The following is a 20,613-nucleotide window of genomic DNA, read 5'->3' as shown; positions in this document are numbered from 1 at the left end:
GATATGACGCTATTGAAAGAAAGGCTGAAACTGGGAGAGCCAATTTTTGGCCTGTTTGTAAACCTGTGTCATCCGGCCGTATTGGAGGTGGCGGGTTTAGCCGGCTTCGACTTTGCGATTATTGACACCGAGCATGGGGAACTATCCTCTGACCGGGCTGTTGACATGGTGCGGGCCGCCAAGCTGGCCGGTGTCAGCCCGGTGGTCAGGGTGTACGGCAATCAGCCGGAACTGATCGCTAAAGCATTGGATATTGGCGCCGAAGGTGTGCAGGTTCCGCAAATTGGCAGCAAACCAGAAGCGGAGGCCGCTGTGCGGGCTGCCAAATTTGCGCCGGCAGGGACCCGCGGCTGCAACCGTTATGTGCGGGCTGCCGGTTACTCTGCCAAGGACAAATTTGCCTATTTCGGCGGCGCCAATGAGGAAACTGCCGTAATCCTGCAGGTGGAAGGCAAGGAAGGCATCGGCAATCTGACCGACATTCTTACCGTTAAGGGCATTGACGTATTGTTTATCGGCCCTTACGACCTGTCGGCCTCTTTAGGCATTCCCGGGCAGGTGGATCATCCCGACCTGGTGGCCGAAATGCAGAAGAACATGAAGCTGGCAAGTGAGGCCGGCGTCGCCATCGGCTTCTTTGTGGATGATGTGGAAACAGCCATTAAGTGGAAGCAGTGGGGCATACAGTATTTATCCTTTGCCGCTGACGTCGGCCTGCTGTATCAGGCCTTCAGCACCGCGGCCAGAGCCTTTAAGGAAGAAAAAGTATAGACGTAAGGGAGACGAGACAGACCATGCAGCAAAAATGTCAGGACGCCCGCAAACTGTGGGCGCAGGTAGATGCGTTGCGGCTGGGGATGAACTGGTCGGAGGACGATACAGATAAGCCGCATATTTTGATAGATGATGTTTTCGGCGAAAGCCATCCCGGCAGCTTTCACCTGGATGTCCTCAGCGACGAAGCCGCGGTCGGCGTCTATGAGAATGGCGGCCGGCCGGCCAAACACCATGTTACCGATATTTGCGACGGCTGGGGCCAGGGGCATGACGGCATGAATTATATTCTGGCATCGCGGGAAGTCATTGCCGATATGGTGGAAATACACGCCTCGGTCATTCCCTGGGACGGCATGATCCTGATTTCCAGCTGTGACAAGTCAGGGCCGGCCCATCTGATGGCCGCCGCCCGCATGGACATCCCCACTATCCATATTCCCGGCGGTTCCATGCGGGTGGGGCCGGACCTGGGGACCTCCGGCCTGGCCGGGCCCTTGTCCGCCAAAGCCAAAAAAGGACAAGTCGCCAATTCCGAGCTGCGCAACTATAAGCTTACCGGCTGTCCGTCCTGCGGCGCCTGTCAGTTTATGGGCACGGCCAGCACCATGCAGTGCATGGCGGAAGCGCTGGGGCTGGCCTTGCCGGGCAGCGCTTTAATGCCCGCGACCTTTGCCGAGATCCGGCGCAACGCCCGGCGTGCCGGCCGCCAGGTGCTCTATCTGGCGCAGCAGGGAATAACGGCCGCCAAAATACTGACACAAGCAGCTTTTGAAAATGCCATGAAAGTGCATGCGGCGATAGGCGGCAGCACCAATGCCCTGCTCCACCTGCCGGCTGTCGCCCATGAGCTGGGGCTACAGATTGATCCGGCAATGTTTGATAAATACAGCCGCGAGATCCCTTATTTAACCAACATCCAGCCCAGCGGCAGGTATGTTACCGAATTGTTCTGGTTTGCCGGCGGTATTCCGATGATTCAATGGCAGATCAGAGATTATCTGGACCTTGATGTTATGACGGCAACCGGCAGGACGCTGGGGGAAAACCTGGAACAGCTGCAGCAGGAAGGCTTTTTTGAACGGGGGCTGAATTACCTCAAAAGCTATAACGTGCCGGCGGCAGAGATTATCCGGCCGGCGGCTACAGCCAAACAATACGGTTCGATTGCCGTGCTGAAAGGGAATATTGCACCGGAGGGCGCGGTTATCAAATATTCCGCCGTTATCCCGGCCATGCAGCACCATGTCGGCCCGGCCGCCGTCTTCAACAGCGAGGAAGACGCCCAACAGGCGATTATTACCGGTGCGATCAAGCCGGGGCATGTCGTGATCATCCGTTATGAAGGGCCTAAGGGTTCCGGCATGCCGGAAATGTTCATGACCACGGACGCGCTTGTATTTGACGAAACCTTAAACGGCACGGTGGCGCTGGTGACCGACGGCCGATTTTCCGGGGCCAGCCGGGGTCCCTGCGTGGGCCATGTCTCGCCGGAAGCCGCCGAGGGCGGACCGATTGCCCTTATTGAGGACGATGATCTGATTGAAATTGACATACCGGCCCGCCAGCTTGCTATCGTAGGTTTTGGGGGGGCAAGAAAACCATCCGGGGAAGTAACCGCCATATTGGCGCGGCGCCAGGAACAATGGCGGCTTCCCGTCCGCAAGGCCAGAAAAGGCGTACTGAAAAAGTATACGGAAAGAGCCGTTTCGGCCATGGCCGGCGCCTATATGAAGTAACCGCAAGGCCGTCCCTGCGGCTGTAAGCCAGGAGGTTCGTAAACCTGATAAAGCGGGCAGTGCTAGGACTTGAGCCATTATTCTCAGATTTGGGGGAGGCAAAAAAATGCAAAAACAGTTTATGCTGGGCAATGAAGCCATTGCCCGGGGCGCAGTGGAAGCCGGTGTGAAGGTAGTAGCAGGCTATCCTGGCACGCCGGCAACGGAAATTGTCGATCACTGTGCCGGTTTTGCCGGCGTGTATGCAGAATGGTCGACAAACGAAAAGCATGCTTTTGAGGTGGCCGCGGCCGGCTCGCTGACCAACCAGCGGTCGTTGGCGGTTATGAAGCACAATGGCACCAACGCGGCGGCCGACTTCTTAATGCACATCAACTTTACCGGCATTAAAGCCGGTATGGTGCTGATTTCGGCCGACGATCCGGGCGGACTTTCGTCGCAGTGTGAGGAAGATACCCGGGTACTTATCCATACCTACGGGCATTTGCCGGTATTTGACCCGGCCAGTGTGCAGGAAGCGTATGAAATGACCAAGGCGGCCTATGACCTTGCGGAAAAAACCGAGGTATTGTTCGCGCTGCGGCCGGTTATGCGCATTAATCATGCCGGTGCCATGGTGACCTACCGCGGCGAAGTGGAATTTGCCGGCCGGCAGCCTGAATACATTCCGGACCGCAGCCGCTTTGTCATGTCCGCTGTCGTCGAAAAAGAGCTCGGCGGCGAATTGCGGCCCAAGATGCGCCATCGCTGGCTGAACGCAAAGCAAACCGAGCTTACGGCGCTCATGGAAGAATCCCCGTTTAACTGGGCGGAGTCCGCTGACGGCGAGGTCGGCTTTATCGGCTGCGGCATCGGTTACGCGTTCCTAAAGGAAGCGGAGCAGATACTGGGTCAAAAGCTGCCTATACTCAAGCTCTCCACCCTGCCGCTGCCTGAGAAAAAAGTTCTGGAATTCGTCCAGGGCCGCACCAAGGTGGTCATTTTTGAAGAAATTGAACCGGTTGTGGAAACCCTGATCAAAGAACTGTGCTTTGAAAACAAAATCAGTCTGGAAATACTTGGCCGCGATACCTTTCTCCCCAAAGAAGGCGAACTCTCCGCCAATCTCATTCTTACCGCCGTGAACGCCGCGCTGGCCGGCCAGGCCTATCCGGTACAGGCAGCACAGTATATTCCGGCCCGGACCCGGACGCAGTGCGTGGGCTGCAGCCATCGCGGCCTGCTGATGGCCCTTAAGGAGGTCACCCGGAAAAACGGCGGGGTGGTGACCGGTGATATCGGCTGCCATGATGCCGGGACCTTTGAACCGATGAAGCTGCAAACCACCATCTACTGTATGGGCTCCTCCATTCCCATGGCCTACGGCATCAAAGCCGCCGGTTTTGACAAGCCCACTTATGCGCTGATTGGCGACTCGACCTTTTTCCATAATGGGCTGACCGGCCTGGCCAGCGCCATTTTCAACTGCGCGGACGTTACCGTTGTGATCGGTTACAACTCGACAACGGCTATGACCGGCTTCCAGCCGCATCCGGGCAGCACCGGCAATCTGACCCGGGCCGGCCTGGCGCCGATGGACCCGGGCGTGGTGGCTGCGGCCATGGGGGCCAGGGTTTACCGCTGTAACCCTTATCAGGTGGAAGAAACCGTCAGGGTGCTTACCGAGGCAACAGCCCAGCCGGGCGTAAAGGTGGTCGTGGCCGAAGCCCTGTGTTACCTGAAATTCGGACGGGAAGGCAAAATCTCCTATACACCGCATCAGGTACAGGTTGACAATGATGTCTGCAACGGCTGCAGCCTTTGTGTCCGTACCTTCGGCTGCCCGGCTATTACCATTGTTGAGAAAAAGGCGGTAATCGACACCAGCAGCTGCAACGGCTGCGGCGTATGTGTGGCTGTATGCAAAAGGGGGGCGCTTAAATGAAATTTGATTTAGTAATTGCCGGCGTCGGCGGCCAGGGAAATATACTGGCCTCGCAGGTTATCGCCAAATGTGCAATGGACGCCGGCTATAACGTGGTTAACACCGAAACTAAGGGCGCGGCGCAGCGGGGCGGCTCGGTACTGTCCCATGTGCGGGTCGCCGCCGGCGAGATCTATTCGCCCCTTGTCCCTCAGGGCCAGGCCGATGTGCTGCTCGGCTTTGAACCGCTGGAAGCATTGCGCTATATCAGCATGCTGAACCCGGCGGGCCAATATATCATCAACACGGCGCCGGTGCCGACCATCCTGGCCAACCTCATGGTTGACGAATATCCCTCCCAGGCGGATATAGTGGCTGCCATTCAGGCCCAGGGGCTTACCGGTTATTTCCTGAATGCGACGCAACAGGCCAAAGACATTGGCGACGTGTTATTGACCAATGTAATCATGCTGGGGGCTTTTACCGCCATTACCGCGATCCTGCCGGCCGAGGCAGTACTCAGTAAACTGCTCACCATGGTACATGCCAGATTTCATGAGGCCGACACCAGGGCGTTCCAGTGCGGGCGCACCCTGCTCCAGGCCTGATGGTACACTCAATAATTACAGGGGGGATAAAGCGTGCAGTTTGAACTTACTGAAGAGCAAAAAATGCTGCAAAAAATGGTGCGCGAGTTTGGCGAGCAAGAGGTGGCGCCCGGGGCAGCGGCACGGGATGAAAAGGAAGAGTTTGCCCGCAGCTTGTATGACGCCATGGGGGACATGGGCCTGACAGGCCTGTGTTTTCCGGAGCAGTACGGCGGTGCTGACGGTGATTACCTGAGTTATATTATGGCGGTGGAGGAGCTGTCCCGTTTTGACGACAGTGTCGGTATAACGCTGGCAACTTCGGTCTCTTTATGCCAGTGGCCTATTCTGGCCTATGGCACCGAGGCACAAAAGCAAAAATACCTCATACCGCTGGTGGAGGGAAAAACTCTGGGCGCTTTCGGCCTGACCGAGCCCAATGCCGGTACCGATGCCGCCGCCCAGCAGACCGTGGCTGTCGATAACGGCGACCACTACCTGCTAAACGGCAGTAAAATCTTTATCACCAATGGCGGTGAAGCCGAGACCTATGTAATTTTCGCCATGACCGACAGGGCCAAAGGGGTAAAAGGCATAACGGCTTTCCTGCTGGAAAAGGGTATGGCCGGCTTTACATTCGGCAAAAAAGAGCATAAACTGGGAATCCGCGGTTCGATCACTAGGGAACTCATATTCCAGGCTGTGAAGGTCCCTAAAGAAAATGTACTGGGCAAAGAGGGCGAGGGCTTTAAAATTGCCATGAGCACCCTGGACGGCGGCCGGATCGGTGTAGCCGCGCAGGCTTTGGGTATTGCCCAGGCCGCTCTTGACCATGCGGTCAAATATGCTAAAGACAGAACCCAGTTTGGCAAGCCAATTGCCGCCAATCAGGCTATCGCCTTCATGCTGGCCGATATGGCCACCAAGGTGGAGGCAGCCCGTTATCTTGTTTACCGCGCCGCTTTTCTCAAAGACCAGGGCCGGCCTTTTGCCAAGGAAGCGGCTATGGCCAAAATGTATGCGTCTGATGCGGCAATGGCTGTCACTACCGATGCCGTGCAGATTTTCGGCGGCTACGGCTATTCGCGCGAATATCCGGTGGAACGGCTGCTGCGCAACGCCAAAATTACTCAGATTTATGAAGGGACCAATCAGGTGCAGCGCATGGTTATTGCCGGCGCTTTGCTGCGGTAACGGCAATCAGGAAAATCAAAATTAATAGAGGTGTGAGCCGTGATTCAGGATATTAAATTCACCGATCTCAAAATCGGCGATAAAGCCAGTATGGCCAAAACGGTAACAGAATACGACGTCTATACGTTCGCCGGCGTGACCGGTGACTTCAATCCGATCCATATTGATGCCGAATATGCCAAAACCACTCTGTTCAAGGAACGCATCGCCCACGGGATGCTGTCGGCAGGGTTTATCTCGGCGGTTATCGGCACCGCGCTGCCTGGCGCCAATTCGATCTATCTGGGGCAGGAGCTGACTTTCAAAGCGCCGGTGAAAATCGGCGATACCGTCACCGCCACCGTGGAAGTCGTTGAAAAGATGGCGGCGAAGCAGCGTGTCGTTCTCAGAACCACGGTGACCAACCAGGACGGAACTCTTGTGGTTGACGGCAAGGCCACCATGTTAAAAAAATAACGCCACCGGCGAAGGTGAGCAAAGCAAAGTATGCCTTTGAGACGCCGCGAAGGACGCTGGTGCCGGGCATGCCCGCAGCGCGCCGCCGGTGAGACACAGGGCCGGGAAAAGGTAAAAGTATATACTGTTGTAGGGTAGTGCTGCCCGGCGTTTTACGCCGGGATTTTTTATCCTGATAGAAAGGTTAACTTTCCCTGGATAAGGGCAACATCGGCTTCCGCTTTCGCCAAAGGCTCGGCGCAAGCCGTGTTTTCTTTACGCCCCGCCCCCTGTCAATAGGTTTTTGTCCTTTTTAGCCTTGCCGGGCTGGCCGTAATTACCAGCAGAATAACCTGTAGCAGCAGCAGTAGGGAAAACGCTTGGAACCCGCTTTGATAGCCGGTGGCTTGTATGTAACCGGATAGGAGCATCGGCCCCCAGAACATGCCGGTTCCCCAGAACAGATAATAAATTCCCGTAATGGCCCCCTTGCAGCCTGCCGGTACTCTTTCCGTTAAAAAAGCCATAGAAGCAAGGTAATAAGCCCCTAAGCCAAAACTGGCGCAACACAAAACCAGGATGAGGGCCAAAGACTGAAAAGACACGGCCGCGGCAATGCCGGCAGCGGCGACGAGCATACCGGCAACCATAAACAATTGCCGCCCCAGTCGGTCTGACAGGCAGCCGATTGTCAACTGCGCCAGGCTGATGGCAACATAAAACATTGAGAAAAAGATATTAATACCGGCTTGACTGTAATCTTTCACAGTAAGCAAAAAGGCGGGAATTACGGTCATAAACAAACCGAAGCCGGCTCCATACAATGCGATCCCCCACAGGACGGCTGCAATTTGAGGTTTTCTTATTAGCAGCAGGCAATCGCCCGGCGTGAGTGTTGCTCCGGTTGAGTGCCGGCTGTCTCCGTGAGCCTGTAAGCAGCAGCCAATAATGAACGTACTGAAGAGGCAAAAGACGGCGTAAAGCAAGCAAATTTGACGATCTGACCAAGCGTTCAGCACCATGACCCGCAACAACGGGCCAAGCGTCAGGCCCAGGTAAATAGCCGCATTATAGATACCAATTGCTTTGCCCTTATTGGCAGCATAACGTACTGACAATAGAGCCGGTGCCAGGCTTAGTAACGGTGCCTCGCCCATGCCCTGCAGCAGTCGGCCGAAAAGAATCAAATGCACATTATTCCCACCGTAGAATAATAATCCGGCAATGGTACTTAATATATATCCCAGCAGGAGGAAAGGTTTGGCGCCCCAGCGGTCGGCCAGCAGGCCGACAGGAAGCTGCGATAATACCTGGGCTAACGCATAGGCGGCCGCCAGATGCCAAACAGAGGCGCTGGCGCCGGTCAGGGTAATGACGACGTTGGGCAGCAAAGCCAGCACCATGCCGTCGCCTGTCATCAGCAAAAAAACCGCAAAACTTAATAATAACAGTTGGGAGTGTTTCTCCATCGGTTCTCCTTCTTTTTCCCGCAGGGCAAAATAATAAAGCAAGGCATATGCCTTACTTTATTATAGACACGGTAAAAAGAGGTTTTTTCACCGTAGGCAGGATAATATTTTACTTATTTGTAGAATCATTGCGGTAGGCCTGGGGCGTTATTCCTTCCCACTGCTTAAACAATCTGGTTAATGAGGCCTGGTGTTCGTAGCCGACCTGCTGGGCAATTGCCAGCATGCTGTAGTTTGTTTCCCGGAGCAGCCGTTTGGCTGCCAGCAGCCTTAATTTTTGCAGATAGGTCTGTACGCTGACTCCCATCTTTTTCTGAAACCACTGGCTGTAATAACCGGTATGATAATGTTCTAAAGCCGCTAACGTGTGCAGAGAGATGCTGGTATGATAATGCTCGTGCAGATAGCGGATAGATGGATACTCCTGCTGCTGCCGGATTAATTGCAATGAATACTGAAGCAGCTGATTCATGGCGGCGGTAGTTGTTTTTTCCGATTCACACTCGTTCAGCATCAGAAACCGCAGGGCACGCCAGCGGTCGTCAAAGTCTAAATATTTTACTTCGTCGCCGGTACAGGTATGGGACAGTAAGGTATAGGGAATATAAAATACCAAAAATTCATTTCGATCTTTTGAATAATAGCTGTGCTCACATGCGGGCGGCAGGAAAAGAATATGGTGATAGTCCAGCAGCAGCGACCGCTGACCTGATTTTAAACACAACGTTCCTTGTAATGGCAGAATTAAGTGCCCGAATGAATGGCTGTGGGTATGCTCAATATCAATAAACTGTATTTTCTCAGCGACGGTTGAAGAGAGCGGCTTCATTAGTTTCACCTCCGGCTAGCTGACCTAAACGCGAATGATCTTAGCATTAGTATATAGTGTTTGACCTGTTGCTGACAACTTTTCTTATTAATACAATCTTGATACAATAGAAGCAAATGCGTAAAGAGGTGCTGTGGATGCAAGAGTACAGTAATAAAGAAGCCCTAATTGCCGAAATTCAAAAGACATATACGCTTTTGGCCAAAGAGTTCGACGGTATTCCCGAAGAAAAAATGAATATCCGCATTACAGAAGTGGACAGAACTCCTCAGGAGATGATTGCCTATCAGCTTGGCTGGTTAAATCTCGTAATGGGCTGGGAGAAAGATGAACTGGCTGGCAAAAAAGTGATAACTCCTTCCCCTGACTATAAATGGAACCAGCTGGGGCCTCTTTATCAGCAGTTTTATACGGAATACCGCGGCTATTCCTTACAAGACTTACGGGCAATGTTTCAGCAAAGCATTGACAAATGGTGTGCCTGGATTGAACAATTAAGCGATGAGGAACTGTTTAGACCTAATATGCGCAAATGGACTGTAACAAATGCCAACTGGCCCCTGTGGAAATGGGTACACATCAACTCAGTCGCACCCTTCCGGACTTTCAGAACTAAGCTTAGAAAGTGGAAAAAGCTCGCATAAAATGAGCTGCAGCAAAAATATAGGCTGGCCGGCGCTTTTCCGGTCCCTGGCCGGGAAGCAATTCCTTGACAGCCGGGATAAGAACAGATATATTTTACATGACTATATATTCAGGCGGTGTGTGATGAAAAAGTGTCCCTGTGATGCCGATATGTGTGAAGAGTTGTGCGAACACCCCCAAACAGTCTGTCAGGTGCAAAGCGAATTGCCGCCCATGGGGGAAATCCGGCAGGTGACAGAAATGTTCAGGTTATTGGGCGATATGAACCGGTTCAAAATCCTGCAGGCGTTAGCGACCCGGGAACTGTGTGTCTGCGACCTTGCGGCGGTGCTGGAGATGGCCCAGTCGGCCGTATCGCAGCAGCTTCGCCTGCTGCGCGGCGCCCGGCTGGTCAAATACCGCAAAGAGGGAACCCTGGCCTGGTATTCACTTAATGATGAGCATGTAGCCGACCTGCTGCAGCAGGGGCTGAATCACATCCGGCAAAAATGAGCAGCTAAGAATAGTAAGGCGAACAAAGGACTGGCCGGCAGCCAGTCCTTTGTTCGTTATTTCCAGGAAATAACAGTTAACGGATGGTTTGCATGAGCCGCATCCCGTTTAGGGTTACCAGAATGGACGAGCCCATGTCGGCCAGCACCGCCAGCCACAAATCAACATACCCGAAGAAGGTGCATATGACAAATATGATTTTAATCAATATGGCAAAGCCGATGTTTTGCTTAATGACAGCCACTGTTTTCCGGCTCAGGCTGATTACATAGGCCAGCTTGCCCAGGTCGTCGGCCATCAAGGCAATATCGGCCGTTTCCAGGGCCGTATCCGAGCCGGCGACCCCCATGGCCACACCGACATTGGCGGCAGCCAGGGCCGGGGCGTCATTGACGCCGTCGCCGACCATCACGACCGCACCATAGTCTTTAGTCAGCTTTTGCACGGTAGTCACTTTATCCTGGGGCAGTAAATCGCTGTAATAGGCGTCAAGCGTAAGGTTGCCGGCAATGGCGGCGGCAACCCGGCTGTTGTCCCCGGTCAGCATGGCAATATGCTTCATGCCGGCCTGCCGCAGTTTCCTGACCGCGTCTTTACTGTTGCTCCGCAGCGTATCGGCCACTGCGATCATTCCCCAAACGGACTGAGCGGAGCCAATGAGCATAACCGTTTTTCCCTGTTCTTCCAAATGCAGCAGCGCAGCCTGCGTTTGCTCCAGGCTTAGGCCCAGTTCGGCAAACAGCCGGCTGTTGCCGACATAGATTGTTTGGCCGTTGACATCGGCCTGGGCGCCGCGTCCGACCAGGGCCTTGAAATTGCTGGCCGGCGGCAGTGGGAGCTGTTTCGCCTTTTCCACAATCGCCACAGCTAAAGGATGTTCAGACCATTTTTCCACTGCCGCCGCCAGGGACAGCAGCTCGTGCTCGCTGATTTCACTCTGCGGCAGGACATCGGTAACGAGCGGGCGGCCGTGGGTCAGGGTGCCGGTTTTGTCAAAGGCAATGGCCCGAATGCCGCCCATTTGCTCTAAATAGGCTCCACCCTTGATGAGGACACCGTGGCGGGAGGAATTGCCAATGGCCGCTACGATAGAGACCGGCGTCGAGATAACCAGGGCGCAGGGGCAGGAAATAACCAGCAGCACCAGTCCCTTGTAGAACCAGGGGGCAAAGGGCTGACCGAACAGCAGCCAGGGCAGGACCATGATGCCGGCGGCAGCGAGCAAGACGGCCGGGGTATAGTATTTGGCGAAGACATCGACGAACTGCTGGGAAGGCGCTTTCTGCGTCTGGGCTTCTTCCACCAGGTGCATAATCTTGGCCAGCGTCGAGTCGGCGGCAATCCGGGTGACCTCAATTTCCAATGCGCCATGCTCATTCACAGTCCCGGCATACACCATATCGCCGGCTGCTTTTTCCACAGGCAGGGATTCGCCGGTAATGGTGGCCTGGTTGACGGCCGATGCACCGCGGATGACTGTGCCGTCCATGGCAATCCGTTCGCCGGGTTTGACAATAATCAGATCGCCCAGCACGATTTCTTCCACCGGCAGCCGCTCTTCCTTGCCGTTGCGCCGCACCAGCGCCTCCGGCGGGGCCAGTTCCATGAGAGCCCTGATGGATTGGCGGGTTTTGTCCATGGTATAGGTTTGCAGGGTATTGCCAAAGGAAAATAGAAAGGCCACCGTTGCCCCTTCGCTCCATTCGCCGATCACCGCGGCACCAATTACGGCCACCGTCATGAGAAAGTTCATGTCAAAAGTCAGGGAGCGCAAGCCATACAAGCCGCTTTTGGCGGCACTATAGCCGCCAATTAGGGCTGCAGCCAGGTAGAGCGGAATAAGGACGGTGTCGCTGTAGCTTAACCATTCCAGGGCTGTGGCCAGTCCCAGGATAAGGCCTGAGATTATTGTCGCCTGGGTACGCCGGTTGGTCCACCAAGCCGCTTTTACCTCCGGCCGGCGGGGGCCTGCCGCCAGGCGTTCTGCTTGATAACCGGCTTGATCCACTGCCTGCAGGATGGCGGCCACCGGGGCGGTATGGTCTACTGTCATTTTGCCGGCGGCGAAATTTACCTGGGCGGCCACTACGCCTGCCAGCGCAGCCACCCGCTTTTCCAGCTTGGCAGCGCAGTCGGCGCAGTCCAGGCCGGAAACCTGGAATACCGATTGCTGAGTCCCGGCCGGGCTGCCGGCGGCGGGGATAAGTACAGCCTGATAACCAAAGCCGCTGACCGCATGTTCGATTTGCGCTGCCTGGAGCCGGGCCGGATCATAGGTTGCCTGCAGCTTGGCGGTGGCAAAATTGACTTTGGCAGCGGTTATGCCCGGCAGCTTGCCAAGGCCTTTTTCCAGCTTGGCGGCGCAGTCGGCGCAGTCCAAACCCGCGACCGTAAATGTACTGGTCAGTAAGTCAGGCGACGCCTGGGGGCTTGCCTGAACGGCGTTATCACCACAGCAGTCACCGGCTGCCGGCGCCGGGGCGGCGCTGGCGCCTGGGTCCGCGCAGCAAGGGCACGCCGGTTCGGGCAATGAACGGACCGGCTCAGGTTCCGAGCAGCAACGGCCGCTTGTTTCGCTAGTAACCGGGCTGGCCGGGGGGCAGCAGGCGCAGGGCGCTGCTGCCGGCGCTGAGGAACAGCAGCCACTCTGGCAGGCGGTTTCTCCGGGCGTTGTTCTGTCTGCTAATTTTTTTAAGGCCATTTTTAATTTCACGTCCTATCTATTCTATTATTAATATTGAATTTACAGACTGAGGGCAAGACTCCAGGCGGGTGGGCAGGTAATTTTGATTTTTGTATTACATATGATTATGTATTCATGTGTATAATATATGGCGCTTTGCTAAATAAGTCAAGAGAAAAATAAAAGCAGCCCCCTGCACCTTTTTGAACTTAGGGACCGCTGTGCCGGTATAGATTTGGCCTGTCAAAACAGGAGAGCGGGGGAGGGAGCGCGAAACCTTATTTGCACAGGTGCTTAGCGGATTCAAGGGCTGACGGGGCTGGCTTGGTAAGCTGCTGTCAATGTGATCTGCCGCCGTGTTGCTGTCTATTTCATAGGATTACGGCTTAATGGTGAAGTTATAAGAGAGAGCCGGCCTGCAGGACCAGCAGTCCGGGTAAAAGCCGGTAGCTTATCTATTGAGCCGGTATTCCGGTGGCTATTACGCCGGAACAGAACCGGATTGAGACGGTTGCTTGCGTGATTCAGGGGGGATCTATGTTGAAAAGGCTAATAAAATGCGAGCAGGCGAAAAGCCGGCGGGAGTTATTTTGCCAGTGCCGCTGGTTGGCCATTGTCATCATCCTGTTACTATTGGCCCGGGGGAGCGCCCTGGCCGCATTCAGCTTAGAGCCGGACTATGCCGATATCTTTGCCCATGGAGATATCCGCATCGAAGCCGGTCAGACGGTGGAGCGGCTTTTGGTGACCGGGGGAACCGCCACTGTGAGCGGAGTAGTGGAAAAAGGGGTCGTAGTGGTTGACGGGAACCTGATCATAACCGCCGGCGCCCATATTAAAGACGGGATTGTAGTTCTCGGCGGAGAGGTGCAGCTCGAGGAAGGGGCTAAGCTCAAGCAGCACGCTCTGGTATTGGCGCCAGGCACAACCCCTGTTGCCGGGGTTGTGATCGGCGGACTTTTGCTGGCGGGAACCGTCGGCCTGGCCGCACTCCCTGTCCTGGTATGGCTTGCTGGCCGGATACTAAGACATAACCAGGCCTATTTATGGGTGAAAGAACAATTTTTACTGCTGCAGCGGCGTTGGCCGGCGCTGTATATCCTTTTAGCTTTGGCTCTAAGCGGCCTGATGTTAGTGGTTTTTGCAAAACTGGCCTGGGAGACACTGTTCAGCCAGGAAGCCGACATGTTTGACAATGTATTTATCTGGCTGGTGCGGTACTTTGCCAGTCCGGGGCTTGATCAGGCGATGATTGTGATCTCTGATCTTGGCTATGGCTATCCTTTTTGGGCAGTGTTGCTCACCGCGCTGTTGACTTTGGCTTTTTACCGGCGGCGGCTGGAGATTGCGGGGCTGCTCGTTTGTCTGGGCGGGGCAACCCTGTTAAATATTCTACTCAAGCATTTATTTGGCCGCAGCCGGCCGGAATTATTGCGGGTGGTGGAGGCGGCGGGGTTTAGTTTCCCCAGCGGCCATGCCATGGTATCGTTGTGCTTTTATGGCATGCTGGCCTTCCTGATCGCCCGCTGCCTCCAGCGCTGGCGCTGGCGGCTGGCGGCCGCTATGCTGGCCGTGTTGCTGGCGGCTGCCATCGGTATCAGCCGCGTCTACCTGGGGGTTCATTACCCGACTGACGTAGTTGCCGGCTATAGCGCCGGTGCCATGTGGCTGGCATTTTGCGTTTCCCTGCTCCTGTGGTGGGAGAGGAAGTAGCTTCTTCCGGCCGGAGCGGGAAAATGTACGCCCAACAGGGACAATCGCGATAAAAGTTTGACAAAACCCTGTAAAAGGTACATTATATAATTTGGCAGTCTATTTTTTTATAGTTTGGCAAGGCCAGCAGGGTGATCTGAAAAAAATAAGGAGGAAAAAGTGTGAACAATGAGGAGCAAGTGCGGCGGGGGCTAAAAAACCGGCACATCCAAATGATTGCGCTGGGCGGCGCGATTGGCACCGGCCTGTTTTACGGTTCGGCCTCGATGGTGAAAATGGCGGGGCCGGCCATTACCCTGGCCTATTTAGTGGGCGGTATTGTGATCTTCTTTATCATGCGGGCCCTGGGGGAGATGGCGGTCGAACATCCTGTTTCCGGATCGTTCAGTCAGTATGCGTATCAATACTGGGGCGAACTGCCGGGGTTCATTTCCGGCTGGAATTATTGGTTTAATTATGTGATTGTGCAGATGGTTGAATTATCGGTGGTGGGCACCTACATTAATTACTGGTATCCCGATATTCCCACCTGGGTGTCGGCGCTGGCCTGTTTAATTGTGGTAACCTTTATTAATACCATTAATGTAAAGGCCTATGGGGAAACGGAGTTTTGGTTCGCCATTATTAAGGTTCTGGCCATTATCGGCATGATCGTGTTTGGCCTGGCGATGATCCTGTTCGGTACGGGCAATGGCGGCCAGCCTGTGGGGATCAGCAATTTATGGGTTCATGGCGGTTTTTTCCCGAATGGCCTGCATGGGGTTATTTTGTCGCTGGTGCTTGTCATGTTTTCCTTTGGCGGCGTGGAACTGGTCGGGATTACGGCCGGCGAAGCGGAAAACCCGCACAAGACGATTCCCGCCGCCATTAATCAGATCGTATGGCGCATTCTGCTGTTTTACGTGGGGGCCCTGACGGTTATTTTAATGATTTTCCCCTGGAATCAGATCGGCACAACCGGCAGCCCCTTTGTGCAGATATTTTCGTATGTGGGGATTCCGGCCGCCGCTCATTTGCTGAATTTCGTGGTGCTTACCGCCGCCCTGTCGGCCTATAATAGCGCCCTGTACAGCAATGGCCGGATGCTCTACGGGCTGGCCAAGCAGGGAAATGCCCCGAAAATGTTTGCGAAACTGAATTCAGCCGGAACACCGGTAAATGCTGTGCTGGTTTCCACGGGGTTTACCCTGATTACCGTGCTGCTGAGCTACCTGAATCCGGAGAAGGTCTTTATCTATTTGATGGCTGTCGCCACGATATCCATTATTATTAACTGGGCGACAATTGTGCTTGTTCAGCTGAAATTCCGCAAAGCTCAGGAGCTGGCCGCTAAGACGCCGGCGTTCAAGATGCCTTTGTATCCAGTGGCCTCTTATGTGAGTCTGGCCTTTTTGGCCGGCGTTGTCGGCATTATGGCCTATATGCCGGATTTGCGTTTTTCCGTCTATATTGCGCCCGTCTGGCTGCTGGGCCTGTATATCGGTTATAGAATAAAAAATTCGACGCCGCAATCTTAAGCCGGTTATATTTGTGCTGTTGCGCAATGCCACTGCCGGTATAGTATCTATGAGACATTAACATTTGCTGTTGCATTTGCCACGCTCATGGTATTGGTCACGACTATAGCGGCGGTATTTCTAATCACTAAAGCTTGGACTAACTGTACTCCGGTTAGACAGTCTGCGGGGCTGGCGTGTTTGCACACGTCAGTCCTTTGTTTAGTATAACCATAGATAAAAATATGCACCGGTCAGGAGTATCTCTGGCCGGGGGAATCATAGCAAAGGACGACTGATAGCGGCAGACTGCGCAGCAACAAGCCAAATATCGAAAAAGAAAGAATAAGGGCAGGCAATAAAATGGCATGTAACGACTCAGGTAAAAAGACTTAGATAAAGTATTGCCAAACAGGATTTTTTTCAGTAAAATTAAACCAATCAAAAGGAGTGAACGTTCATTCCTTTTGACCCTATTGCAAACTCACGAGCGGGAGAGCAACATGAGAGAAAAATTACCTGACAAAAAGGCTGCCGCCCTGCAGGCAGCACTGGAACTCATATCAGAACAGGGGTTTCATGGTACGCCTATGTCGCAGATTGCCCAGCGGGCCAATATTGGCGTCGGAACGATTTACCGTTACTTCACCGGCAAGGACGACCTGATCAACGCCTTGTATATTGATGTCAAGCTGCGCCTCGTCCGGCATACCCTGCACGATTACACGGAGCAGCGGGCTGTGCATGAGAGTTTTTTGGTATTGATGGGCAATATGATTGATTATTTTCTGGCGAATCCGGCCGAATTGCTGTTTATGGAGCAATATGCGAACTCACCCCTGATTACTGCTGCCACCCGTGAAGAAGGGATGCGCACCTTCTCCCCGGTTACCCAGTTGTTCAGGCGGGCCCGGGAGGAACACCTGCTTAAAGAATTGCCCCTGGAAATGTTAAGCGCCCTCGCTTATGGTGCAGCCATCTCGCTGGTGAAATTATGTTTGTTTGGCGGCGGTAAACCTGAGAAAGCTATACTTGATGCAGGGGTTAGGGCAATATGGGACGCAATTAAAAAGTAATGCTATAATTTTTTCGGAATATAGGAATGAACGTTCATTCCTGGATAAAAATAGGCTTGTGCCGGCAGTGGTGCATAAAACCGGTTAAAACTGGTTTATATATATAGCTATAGTTCATAATCACAATACCCTGCAGTAACACCTGCGGCTGTTTGCGGTTATTATTCAGAAACGAGGAGGAGTATTATGCTGTACAGAAGGTTTGGTAAAACGGAGGAAATGGTCTCGGCCCTGGGCTTTGGCTGTATGCGGCTGCCTGTTATCGGCAATGACCCCACTAAGATTGATGATGAACAGGCCATACCTATGATCCGCTATGCGATTGATGCCGGGGTCAACTATGTGGATACGGCGTATCCGTATCATGGTACCGGCTTTACCCAGGGGGGCGCAAGTGAACCGTTTGTGGCCAGGGCCCTGAAAGACGGCTACCGGGCCCGGGTTAAGCTGGCAACAAAACTTCCCAGCTGGTTGATTAAAACAAGAGCCGATATGGATAAATACCTTGATGAACAATTAGCGCGTCTGGAGACCGATTCCATTGATTTCTACCTGGTGCACTCGCTGAACAGCGGCACCTGGCCCAGCCTCAAAGAAGCCGGCATCAGCAGCTTTTTGGATCAGGCAATAAAAGACGGCAGAATAAAATATGCCGGTTTTTCTTTCCATGATCAGGCGGCATTGTTCAAGGAAATTGTGGATTATTATGATTGGTCCTTCTGCCAAATTCAGTATAATTATTTAGACGAGGATTACCAGGCCGGCAAACAGGGGTTAGAATATGCCGCCGCCAGAGACCTGGGCATAGCCATCATGGAACCTTTACGGGGCGGCAATATAACGAATCTGCCCCAGCCGGCGCTGGCTGTTCTCAACCAGGCGGCAATAAAAAGAACACCGGCCGAATGGGCCCTGCGGTGGGTGTGGAACCAGCCGGAGGTGTCGGTGGTTCTCAGCGGGATGTCGGCCATGGAGCAGGTTGTGGAGAATATAAACATAGCGCAGGCGGCAGAGGCACGTTCGCTGACAGCCCGGGAACTGGGCCTGATTGAGGCAGTCAAGAAAATCTTTCAGGAGCGGATTCAAGTCAACTGTACGGCTTGTTCCTACTGTATGCCCTGTCCGGCGGGCATAAATATTCCTAACTGTTTTGCCACATATAATGATCATCATGTTTTTGACGGTACGCCGGCCGCAAGGCAGCGATATCAAATCATGACAAAATTAGCGGCGCCGGCATCCAAATGTGTGGAATGCGGCCAGTGCGAAAGCCACTGTCCCCAGGGGATTAAAATTAAGGAAGAGATGAAGAACATTTCCGCATTATTTGAATAGCCTGTTGGCTTAAACAGACAGGCAGCGGCAGCCCGATTCTCGCGTGGTGCTGTTTAAATCCTGGCAGGAAAGTATAGAGCCAGGATATCAGATTATTGCATAACCGCTGCCGGTAAATATCTTACTTACCGAGTTGTAGGCGGAAACCGGTGTATAGATACCGGTCACCAAGCCAAGCGGTGGGCTGCAGATCTCTATTTTGGCCGTTACGCCTGCAGCAACCATTTCAATGTGATGAACATTACCGGCCGCATCCGGGTCGGCAATAATCCGGGAATGGGTCTTGTCAAAACCGAGCCCGGCAATAGCGATACTGGCATGTACATTCACGTTCCGGGGATAGAGTTTACAGGCGGAACGGGCCGGACCGTCAAACAGCACCGTTCGTTTGGTATCGGTTTGGCCCAGGTTTGCCGGTTTTTTTACGGTGGTTATTGTCACCGATTCCAGCATATCCCTGCTGTCCCTGATGCCGTCCAGCCCTAATACCGCCCCATGGGGTATGTATATTTTTCTGGCATGTTTGCGGCAAAGGGCAAGCGCGTCGGCTTCAAAATGCTCATCGGCGAAGGCCGTAGTGGAGAATACTACTATGTCGGCATATGGTAAAATGGCCGGTGCCAACTCCAGGACAGCCTGTTGGGTCGCGGTTTCGACTACCAGGTCAATCATCCCGCCGGTCAGCCGTTCCACAAGCCCGGCCGGCGAGCCGGCGGCAGCCGTAGCCGGCACCGTTCTTATTCTTTCCCTGTCGGCATCGTAAACACAGGTAACCTTAATGCCGTCACAGGCGTTCAGCCGTTCGAATAAATACTGGCCGATTGTGCCAAAGCCAATCAAGGCAGCCTGTTTCATCACATGGATCACTCCTTATAGAATAAGTTTTGTAAGCAAGGCCTGACCTTGTTTACAAAACTTATTTTTTTGGTCTACCAGAATTTGGGGTTATTATTGACGGTATCTTTCCATTATCCGGATCAGGCGGTCGATAGCAGCAAGGGCTGCCTGGTGATTTTGTGAGAAGTTTATGCGGAAGCTGCGGGTAAACTGTGAGCCGAATTCCGTTCCGGGTGTTACCGTTACACCGGCCTGCAGACGCAGAATTTTTACGAACTCCTGGATGGTAACAGTCAAAGCCGGCAGGGAAGGAAAGAGATAGCTGCCCGCTTCGCCGGTTCTTACGGCAATGCCGTCAACGGCGCGCAGTTTTACCAATAAATCATCACGGATGGCCTGGTGCTGAGCTATCCGTTGGCTCATCCAGCCTTGCGGTTCGGCGAACCAGCATTTCAGCACCGCCTGGCTGTAGCCGCTGGCCCGCAAGGACACAATAGCCTGCAGCTTTTCCATCCGTTCAATAATTTTACCGGCGCCAAATGCCACCCCCAGGCGGTAGCCGCTTAGCGATTCCGTTTTGGATGGGCCCATGATGGTGAGTACATTTTCCGGCGCCAGGCCGGATTGCGCGCATAAGTGCGTGTAGGTTCTGCCGTCAAAGACCTGGCGCGAATATAACTCATCGGCGATGACGAAGACGCCGTACTTCTGCGCCAGCGCTGCCATTGCGCCTATTTCAGCCGGTGAGTAGATTACGCCGGTGGGGTTATTGGGATTCGAGAACAAAAAGAGCTTAACACCGGCTTTAAAGGCGTTTTCCAGCTGGTTTAAGTCCAGACCGGCACGGTCGGTTGCCTGTGAGTAGTTCAGCTGAACAGGCACAACCTCGCCGTCAAAGAATTCGACCAGCTTGCGGTTGGCAAAATAGTCGGGCATTACGATGGCAACCTTGTCACCCCGGGAGACCGTAGAGCCCATGGCGAGGAAAAGCGCGCCTTGTGTACCGGGGGTAATGATAAGATTCCGGTCGGCATCAACGGCAGTGCCCGTAAAACCGGCAAGCTTTGCGGCTGTATCCTCACGCATGCTTTTGCTGCCGCGATACTCGGTGTAAGCCTGCCTGCCGCCGCGATGAACACCGGCGGTAAAGAGGTCCAGGGCCCCGGGAACCGGCACAAAGGCGTCCACATCGCCATGGGAAAAATCAACCGGTGTGCCGGCAAGCTTTTCCCCCGGCAGTGTGATCGCCTCCGTTTTTTGGCGTGCTTCCTGACCGGGCGCATTCTCTACGCCGATTTTTAAAAACTTTTCATTAAGTAAGTCCAATGTTATTCCCCGCTTTCCTGTGTAATACTGAGCAGCCTGCGCTGTTTTACCGTGATAAATTTGCTTTGTGGTGTGATAGC

General features: G+C 53.8%; 17 protein-coding genes. 12 read left to right on the top strand and 5 right to left on the bottom strand.

What is annotated here, in order from left to right; translation table 11 throughout:
* Positions 1-3 precede the first annotated feature (3 nt).
* The 6 genes from ACZ481_RS17440 (at position 4) to ACZ481_RS17415 (ending at position 6,653) form a co-directional block, all read left to right on the top strand.
* Positions 4-771, top strand: coding sequence for an HpcH/HpaI aldolase family protein (locus ACZ481_RS17440; RefSeq protein ID WP_464766622.1), 768 nt, complete (start codon positions 4-6; stop codon positions 769-771).
* Positions 772-794: 23 nt separating this feature from the next.
* Complete coding sequence (ilvD, locus tag ACZ481_RS17435; protein ID WP_464766621.1) at positions 795-2,513, top strand: dihydroxy-acid dehydratase; 1,719 nt, start codon at positions 795-797, stop codon at positions 2,511-2,513.
* A 106-nt stretch (positions 2,514-2,619) separates the two neighbouring features.
* Complete coding sequence (locus ACZ481_RS17430) at positions 2,620-4,437, top strand: thiamine pyrophosphate-dependent enzyme (RefSeq protein WP_464766620.1); 1,818 nt, start codon at positions 2,620-2,622, stop codon at positions 4,435-4,437.
* On the top strand, positions 4,434-5,024 hold the full coding sequence (locus tag ACZ481_RS17425) for an indolepyruvate oxidoreductase subunit beta (protein WP_464766619.1): 591 nt from the start codon (positions 4,434-4,436) through the stop codon (positions 5,022-5,024). Before ACZ481_RS17430 ends, ACZ481_RS17425 begins: the two co-directional genes overlap by 4 nt.
* 33 nt (positions 5,025-5,057) lie before the next feature.
* On the top strand, positions 5,058-6,197 hold the full coding sequence (locus ACZ481_RS17420) for an acyl-CoA dehydrogenase (RefSeq protein ID WP_464766618.1): 1,140 nt from the start codon (positions 5,058-5,060) through the stop codon (positions 6,195-6,197).
* Between the two features lie 39 nt (positions 6,198-6,236).
* Positions 6,237-6,653, top strand: a complete 417-nt coding sequence (locus ACZ481_RS17415) for a MaoC family dehydratase (RefSeq protein WP_464766617.1) — start codon at positions 6,237-6,239, stop codon at positions 6,651-6,653.
* Positions 6,654-6,925: 272 nt separating this feature from the next.
* Here ACZ481_RS17415 and ACZ481_RS17410 read toward each other — a convergent pair whose 3' ends face one another.
* Positions 6,926-8,101 carry an MFS transporter gene (locus tag ACZ481_RS17410; RefSeq protein ID WP_464766616.1) on the bottom strand — a complete coding sequence of 392 codons (1,176 nt, stop codon included), beginning with the start codon at positions 8,099-8,101 and terminating at the stop codon, positions 6,926-6,928.
* Positions 8,102-8,210: 109 nt separating this feature from the next.
* On the bottom strand, positions 8,211-8,930 hold the full coding sequence (locus ACZ481_RS17405) for a helix-turn-helix transcriptional regulator (RefSeq protein ID WP_464766615.1): 720 nt from the start codon (positions 8,928-8,930) through the stop codon (positions 8,211-8,213).
* A 116-nt stretch (positions 8,931-9,046) separates the two neighbouring features.
* Here ACZ481_RS17405 and ACZ481_RS17400 point away from each other — a divergent pair, with 116 nt between their 5' ends.
* Together ACZ481_RS17400 and ACZ481_RS17395 are read left to right on the top strand one after the other, a co-directional pair.
* The gene (locus ACZ481_RS17400; protein WP_464766614.1) at positions 9,047-9,574 is read left to right on the top strand and encodes a ClbS/DfsB family four-helix bundle protein; all 528 of its coding nucleotides are present in this window, start codon (positions 9,047-9,049) and stop codon (positions 9,572-9,574) included.
* A 1-nt stretch (position 9,575) separates the two neighbouring features.
* Positions 9,576-10,067: an ArsR/SmtB family transcription factor gene (locus ACZ481_RS17395; RefSeq protein ID WP_464766613.1), complete on the top strand. Its 492-nt coding sequence runs from the start codon at positions 9,576-9,578 to the stop codon at positions 10,065-10,067.
* 76 nt (positions 10,068-10,143) lie between these two features.
* Here ACZ481_RS17395 and ACZ481_RS17390 read toward each other — a convergent pair whose 3' ends face one another.
* A complete protein-coding gene (locus ACZ481_RS17390; protein WP_464766612.1) occupies positions 10,144-12,768 on the bottom strand; it encodes a heavy metal translocating P-type ATPase in 2,625 nt (874 codons plus the stop codon).
* 519 nt (positions 12,769-13,287) lie between these two features.
* On the opposite strand from ACZ481_RS17390, the gene ACZ481_RS17385 reads away from it, so the two are divergent.
* From ACZ481_RS17385 to ACZ481_RS17370, 4 genes are all read left to right on the top strand, one after another.
* Positions 13,288-14,463 (top strand): phosphatase PAP2 family protein, encoded by a 1,176-nt coding sequence (locus ACZ481_RS17385; protein WP_464766611.1) that lies wholly within the window; start codon positions 13,288-13,290, stop codon positions 14,461-14,463.
* Between the two features lie 212 nt (positions 14,464-14,675).
* Positions 14,676-15,980: an amino acid permease gene (locus ACZ481_RS17380; RefSeq protein ID WP_464770651.1), complete on the top strand. Its 1,305-nt coding sequence runs from the start codon at positions 14,676-14,678 to the stop codon at positions 15,978-15,980.
* Between the two features lie 482 nt (positions 15,981-16,462).
* A complete protein-coding gene (locus tag ACZ481_RS17375) occupies positions 16,463-17,035 on the top strand; it encodes a TetR/AcrR family transcriptional regulator (protein ID WP_464766610.1) in 573 nt (190 codons plus the stop codon).
* Positions 17,036-17,221: 186 nt separating this feature from the next.
* Complete coding sequence (locus ACZ481_RS17370) at positions 17,222-18,370, top strand: aldo/keto reductase (RefSeq protein ID WP_464766609.1); 1,149 nt, start codon at positions 17,222-17,224, stop codon at positions 18,368-18,370.
* An 87-nt stretch (positions 18,371-18,457) separates the two neighbouring features.
* Here ACZ481_RS17370 and ACZ481_RS17365 read toward each other — a convergent pair whose 3' ends face one another.
* Together ACZ481_RS17365 and ACZ481_RS17360 are read right to left on the bottom strand one after the other, a co-directional pair.
* Positions 18,458-19,225 (bottom strand): aspartate dehydrogenase domain-containing protein, encoded by a 768-nt coding sequence (locus tag ACZ481_RS17365; protein ID WP_464770650.1) that lies wholly within the window; start codon positions 19,223-19,225, stop codon positions 18,458-18,460.
* Between the two features lie 93 nt (positions 19,226-19,318).
* Positions 19,319-20,533, bottom strand: a complete 1,215-nt coding sequence (locus ACZ481_RS17360) for a pyridoxal phosphate-dependent aminotransferase (protein ID WP_464766608.1) — start codon at positions 20,531-20,533, stop codon at positions 19,319-19,321.
* Positions 20,534-20,613: the final 80 nt, after the last annotated feature.

Source organism: Sporomusa intestinalis (genome assembly GCF_055383785.1).
Note: the sequence above shows the minus strand (reverse complement) of the source record. Positions and strands in the feature narration are given on the sequence as shown.

Excerpts from the sequence above, each read along its gene's own strand:
- ACZ481_RS17440 (WP_464766622.1), top strand. The coding sequence starts at position 4 with ATGACGCTATTGAAAGAAAGGCTGAAACTGGGAGAGCCAATTTTTGGC.
- ilvD (WP_464766621.1), top strand. The coding sequence starts at position 795 with ATGCAGCAAAAATGTCAGGACGCCCGCAAACTGTGGGCGCAGGTAGAT.
- ACZ481_RS17430 (WP_464766620.1), top strand. The coding sequence starts at position 2,620 with ATGCAAAAACAGTTTATGCTGGGCAATGAAGCCATTGCCCGGGGCGCA.
- ACZ481_RS17425 (WP_464766619.1), top strand. The coding sequence starts at position 4,434 with ATGAAATTTGATTTAGTAATTGCCGGCGTCGGCGGCCAGGGAAATATA.
- ACZ481_RS17410 (WP_464766616.1), bottom strand. The coding sequence starts at position 8,101 with ATGGAGAAACACTCCCAACTGTTATTATTAAGTTTTGCGGTTTTTTTG.
- ACZ481_RS17405 (WP_464766615.1), bottom strand. The coding sequence starts at position 8,930 with ATGAAGCCGCTCTCTTCAACCGTCGCTGAGAAAATACAGTTTATTGAT.
- ACZ481_RS17400 (WP_464766614.1), top strand. The coding sequence starts at position 9,047 with ATGCGTAAAGAGGTGCTGTGGATGCAAGAGTACAGTAATAAAGAAGCC.
- ACZ481_RS17395 (WP_464766613.1), top strand. The coding sequence starts at position 9,576 with ATGAGCTGCAGCAAAAATATAGGCTGGCCGGCGCTTTTCCGGTCCCTG.
- ACZ481_RS17390 (WP_464766612.1), bottom strand. The coding sequence starts at position 12,768 with ATGGCCTTAAAAAAATTAGCAGACAGAACAACGCCCGGAGAAACCGCC.
- ACZ481_RS17385 (WP_464766611.1), top strand. The coding sequence starts at position 13,288 with ATGTTGAAAAGGCTAATAAAATGCGAGCAGGCGAAAAGCCGGCGGGAG.
- ACZ481_RS17380 (WP_464770651.1), top strand. The coding sequence starts at position 14,676 with ATGATTGCGCTGGGCGGCGCGATTGGCACCGGCCTGTTTTACGGTTCG.
- ACZ481_RS17375 (WP_464766610.1), top strand. The coding sequence starts at position 16,463 with ATGAGAGAAAAATTACCTGACAAAAAGGCTGCCGCCCTGCAGGCAGCA.
- ACZ481_RS17370 (WP_464766609.1), top strand. The coding sequence starts at position 17,222 with ATGCTGTACAGAAGGTTTGGTAAAACGGAGGAAATGGTCTCGGCCCTG.
- ACZ481_RS17365 (WP_464770650.1), bottom strand. The coding sequence starts at position 19,225 with ATGAAACAGGCTGCCTTGATTGGCTTTGGCACAATCGGCCAGTATTTA.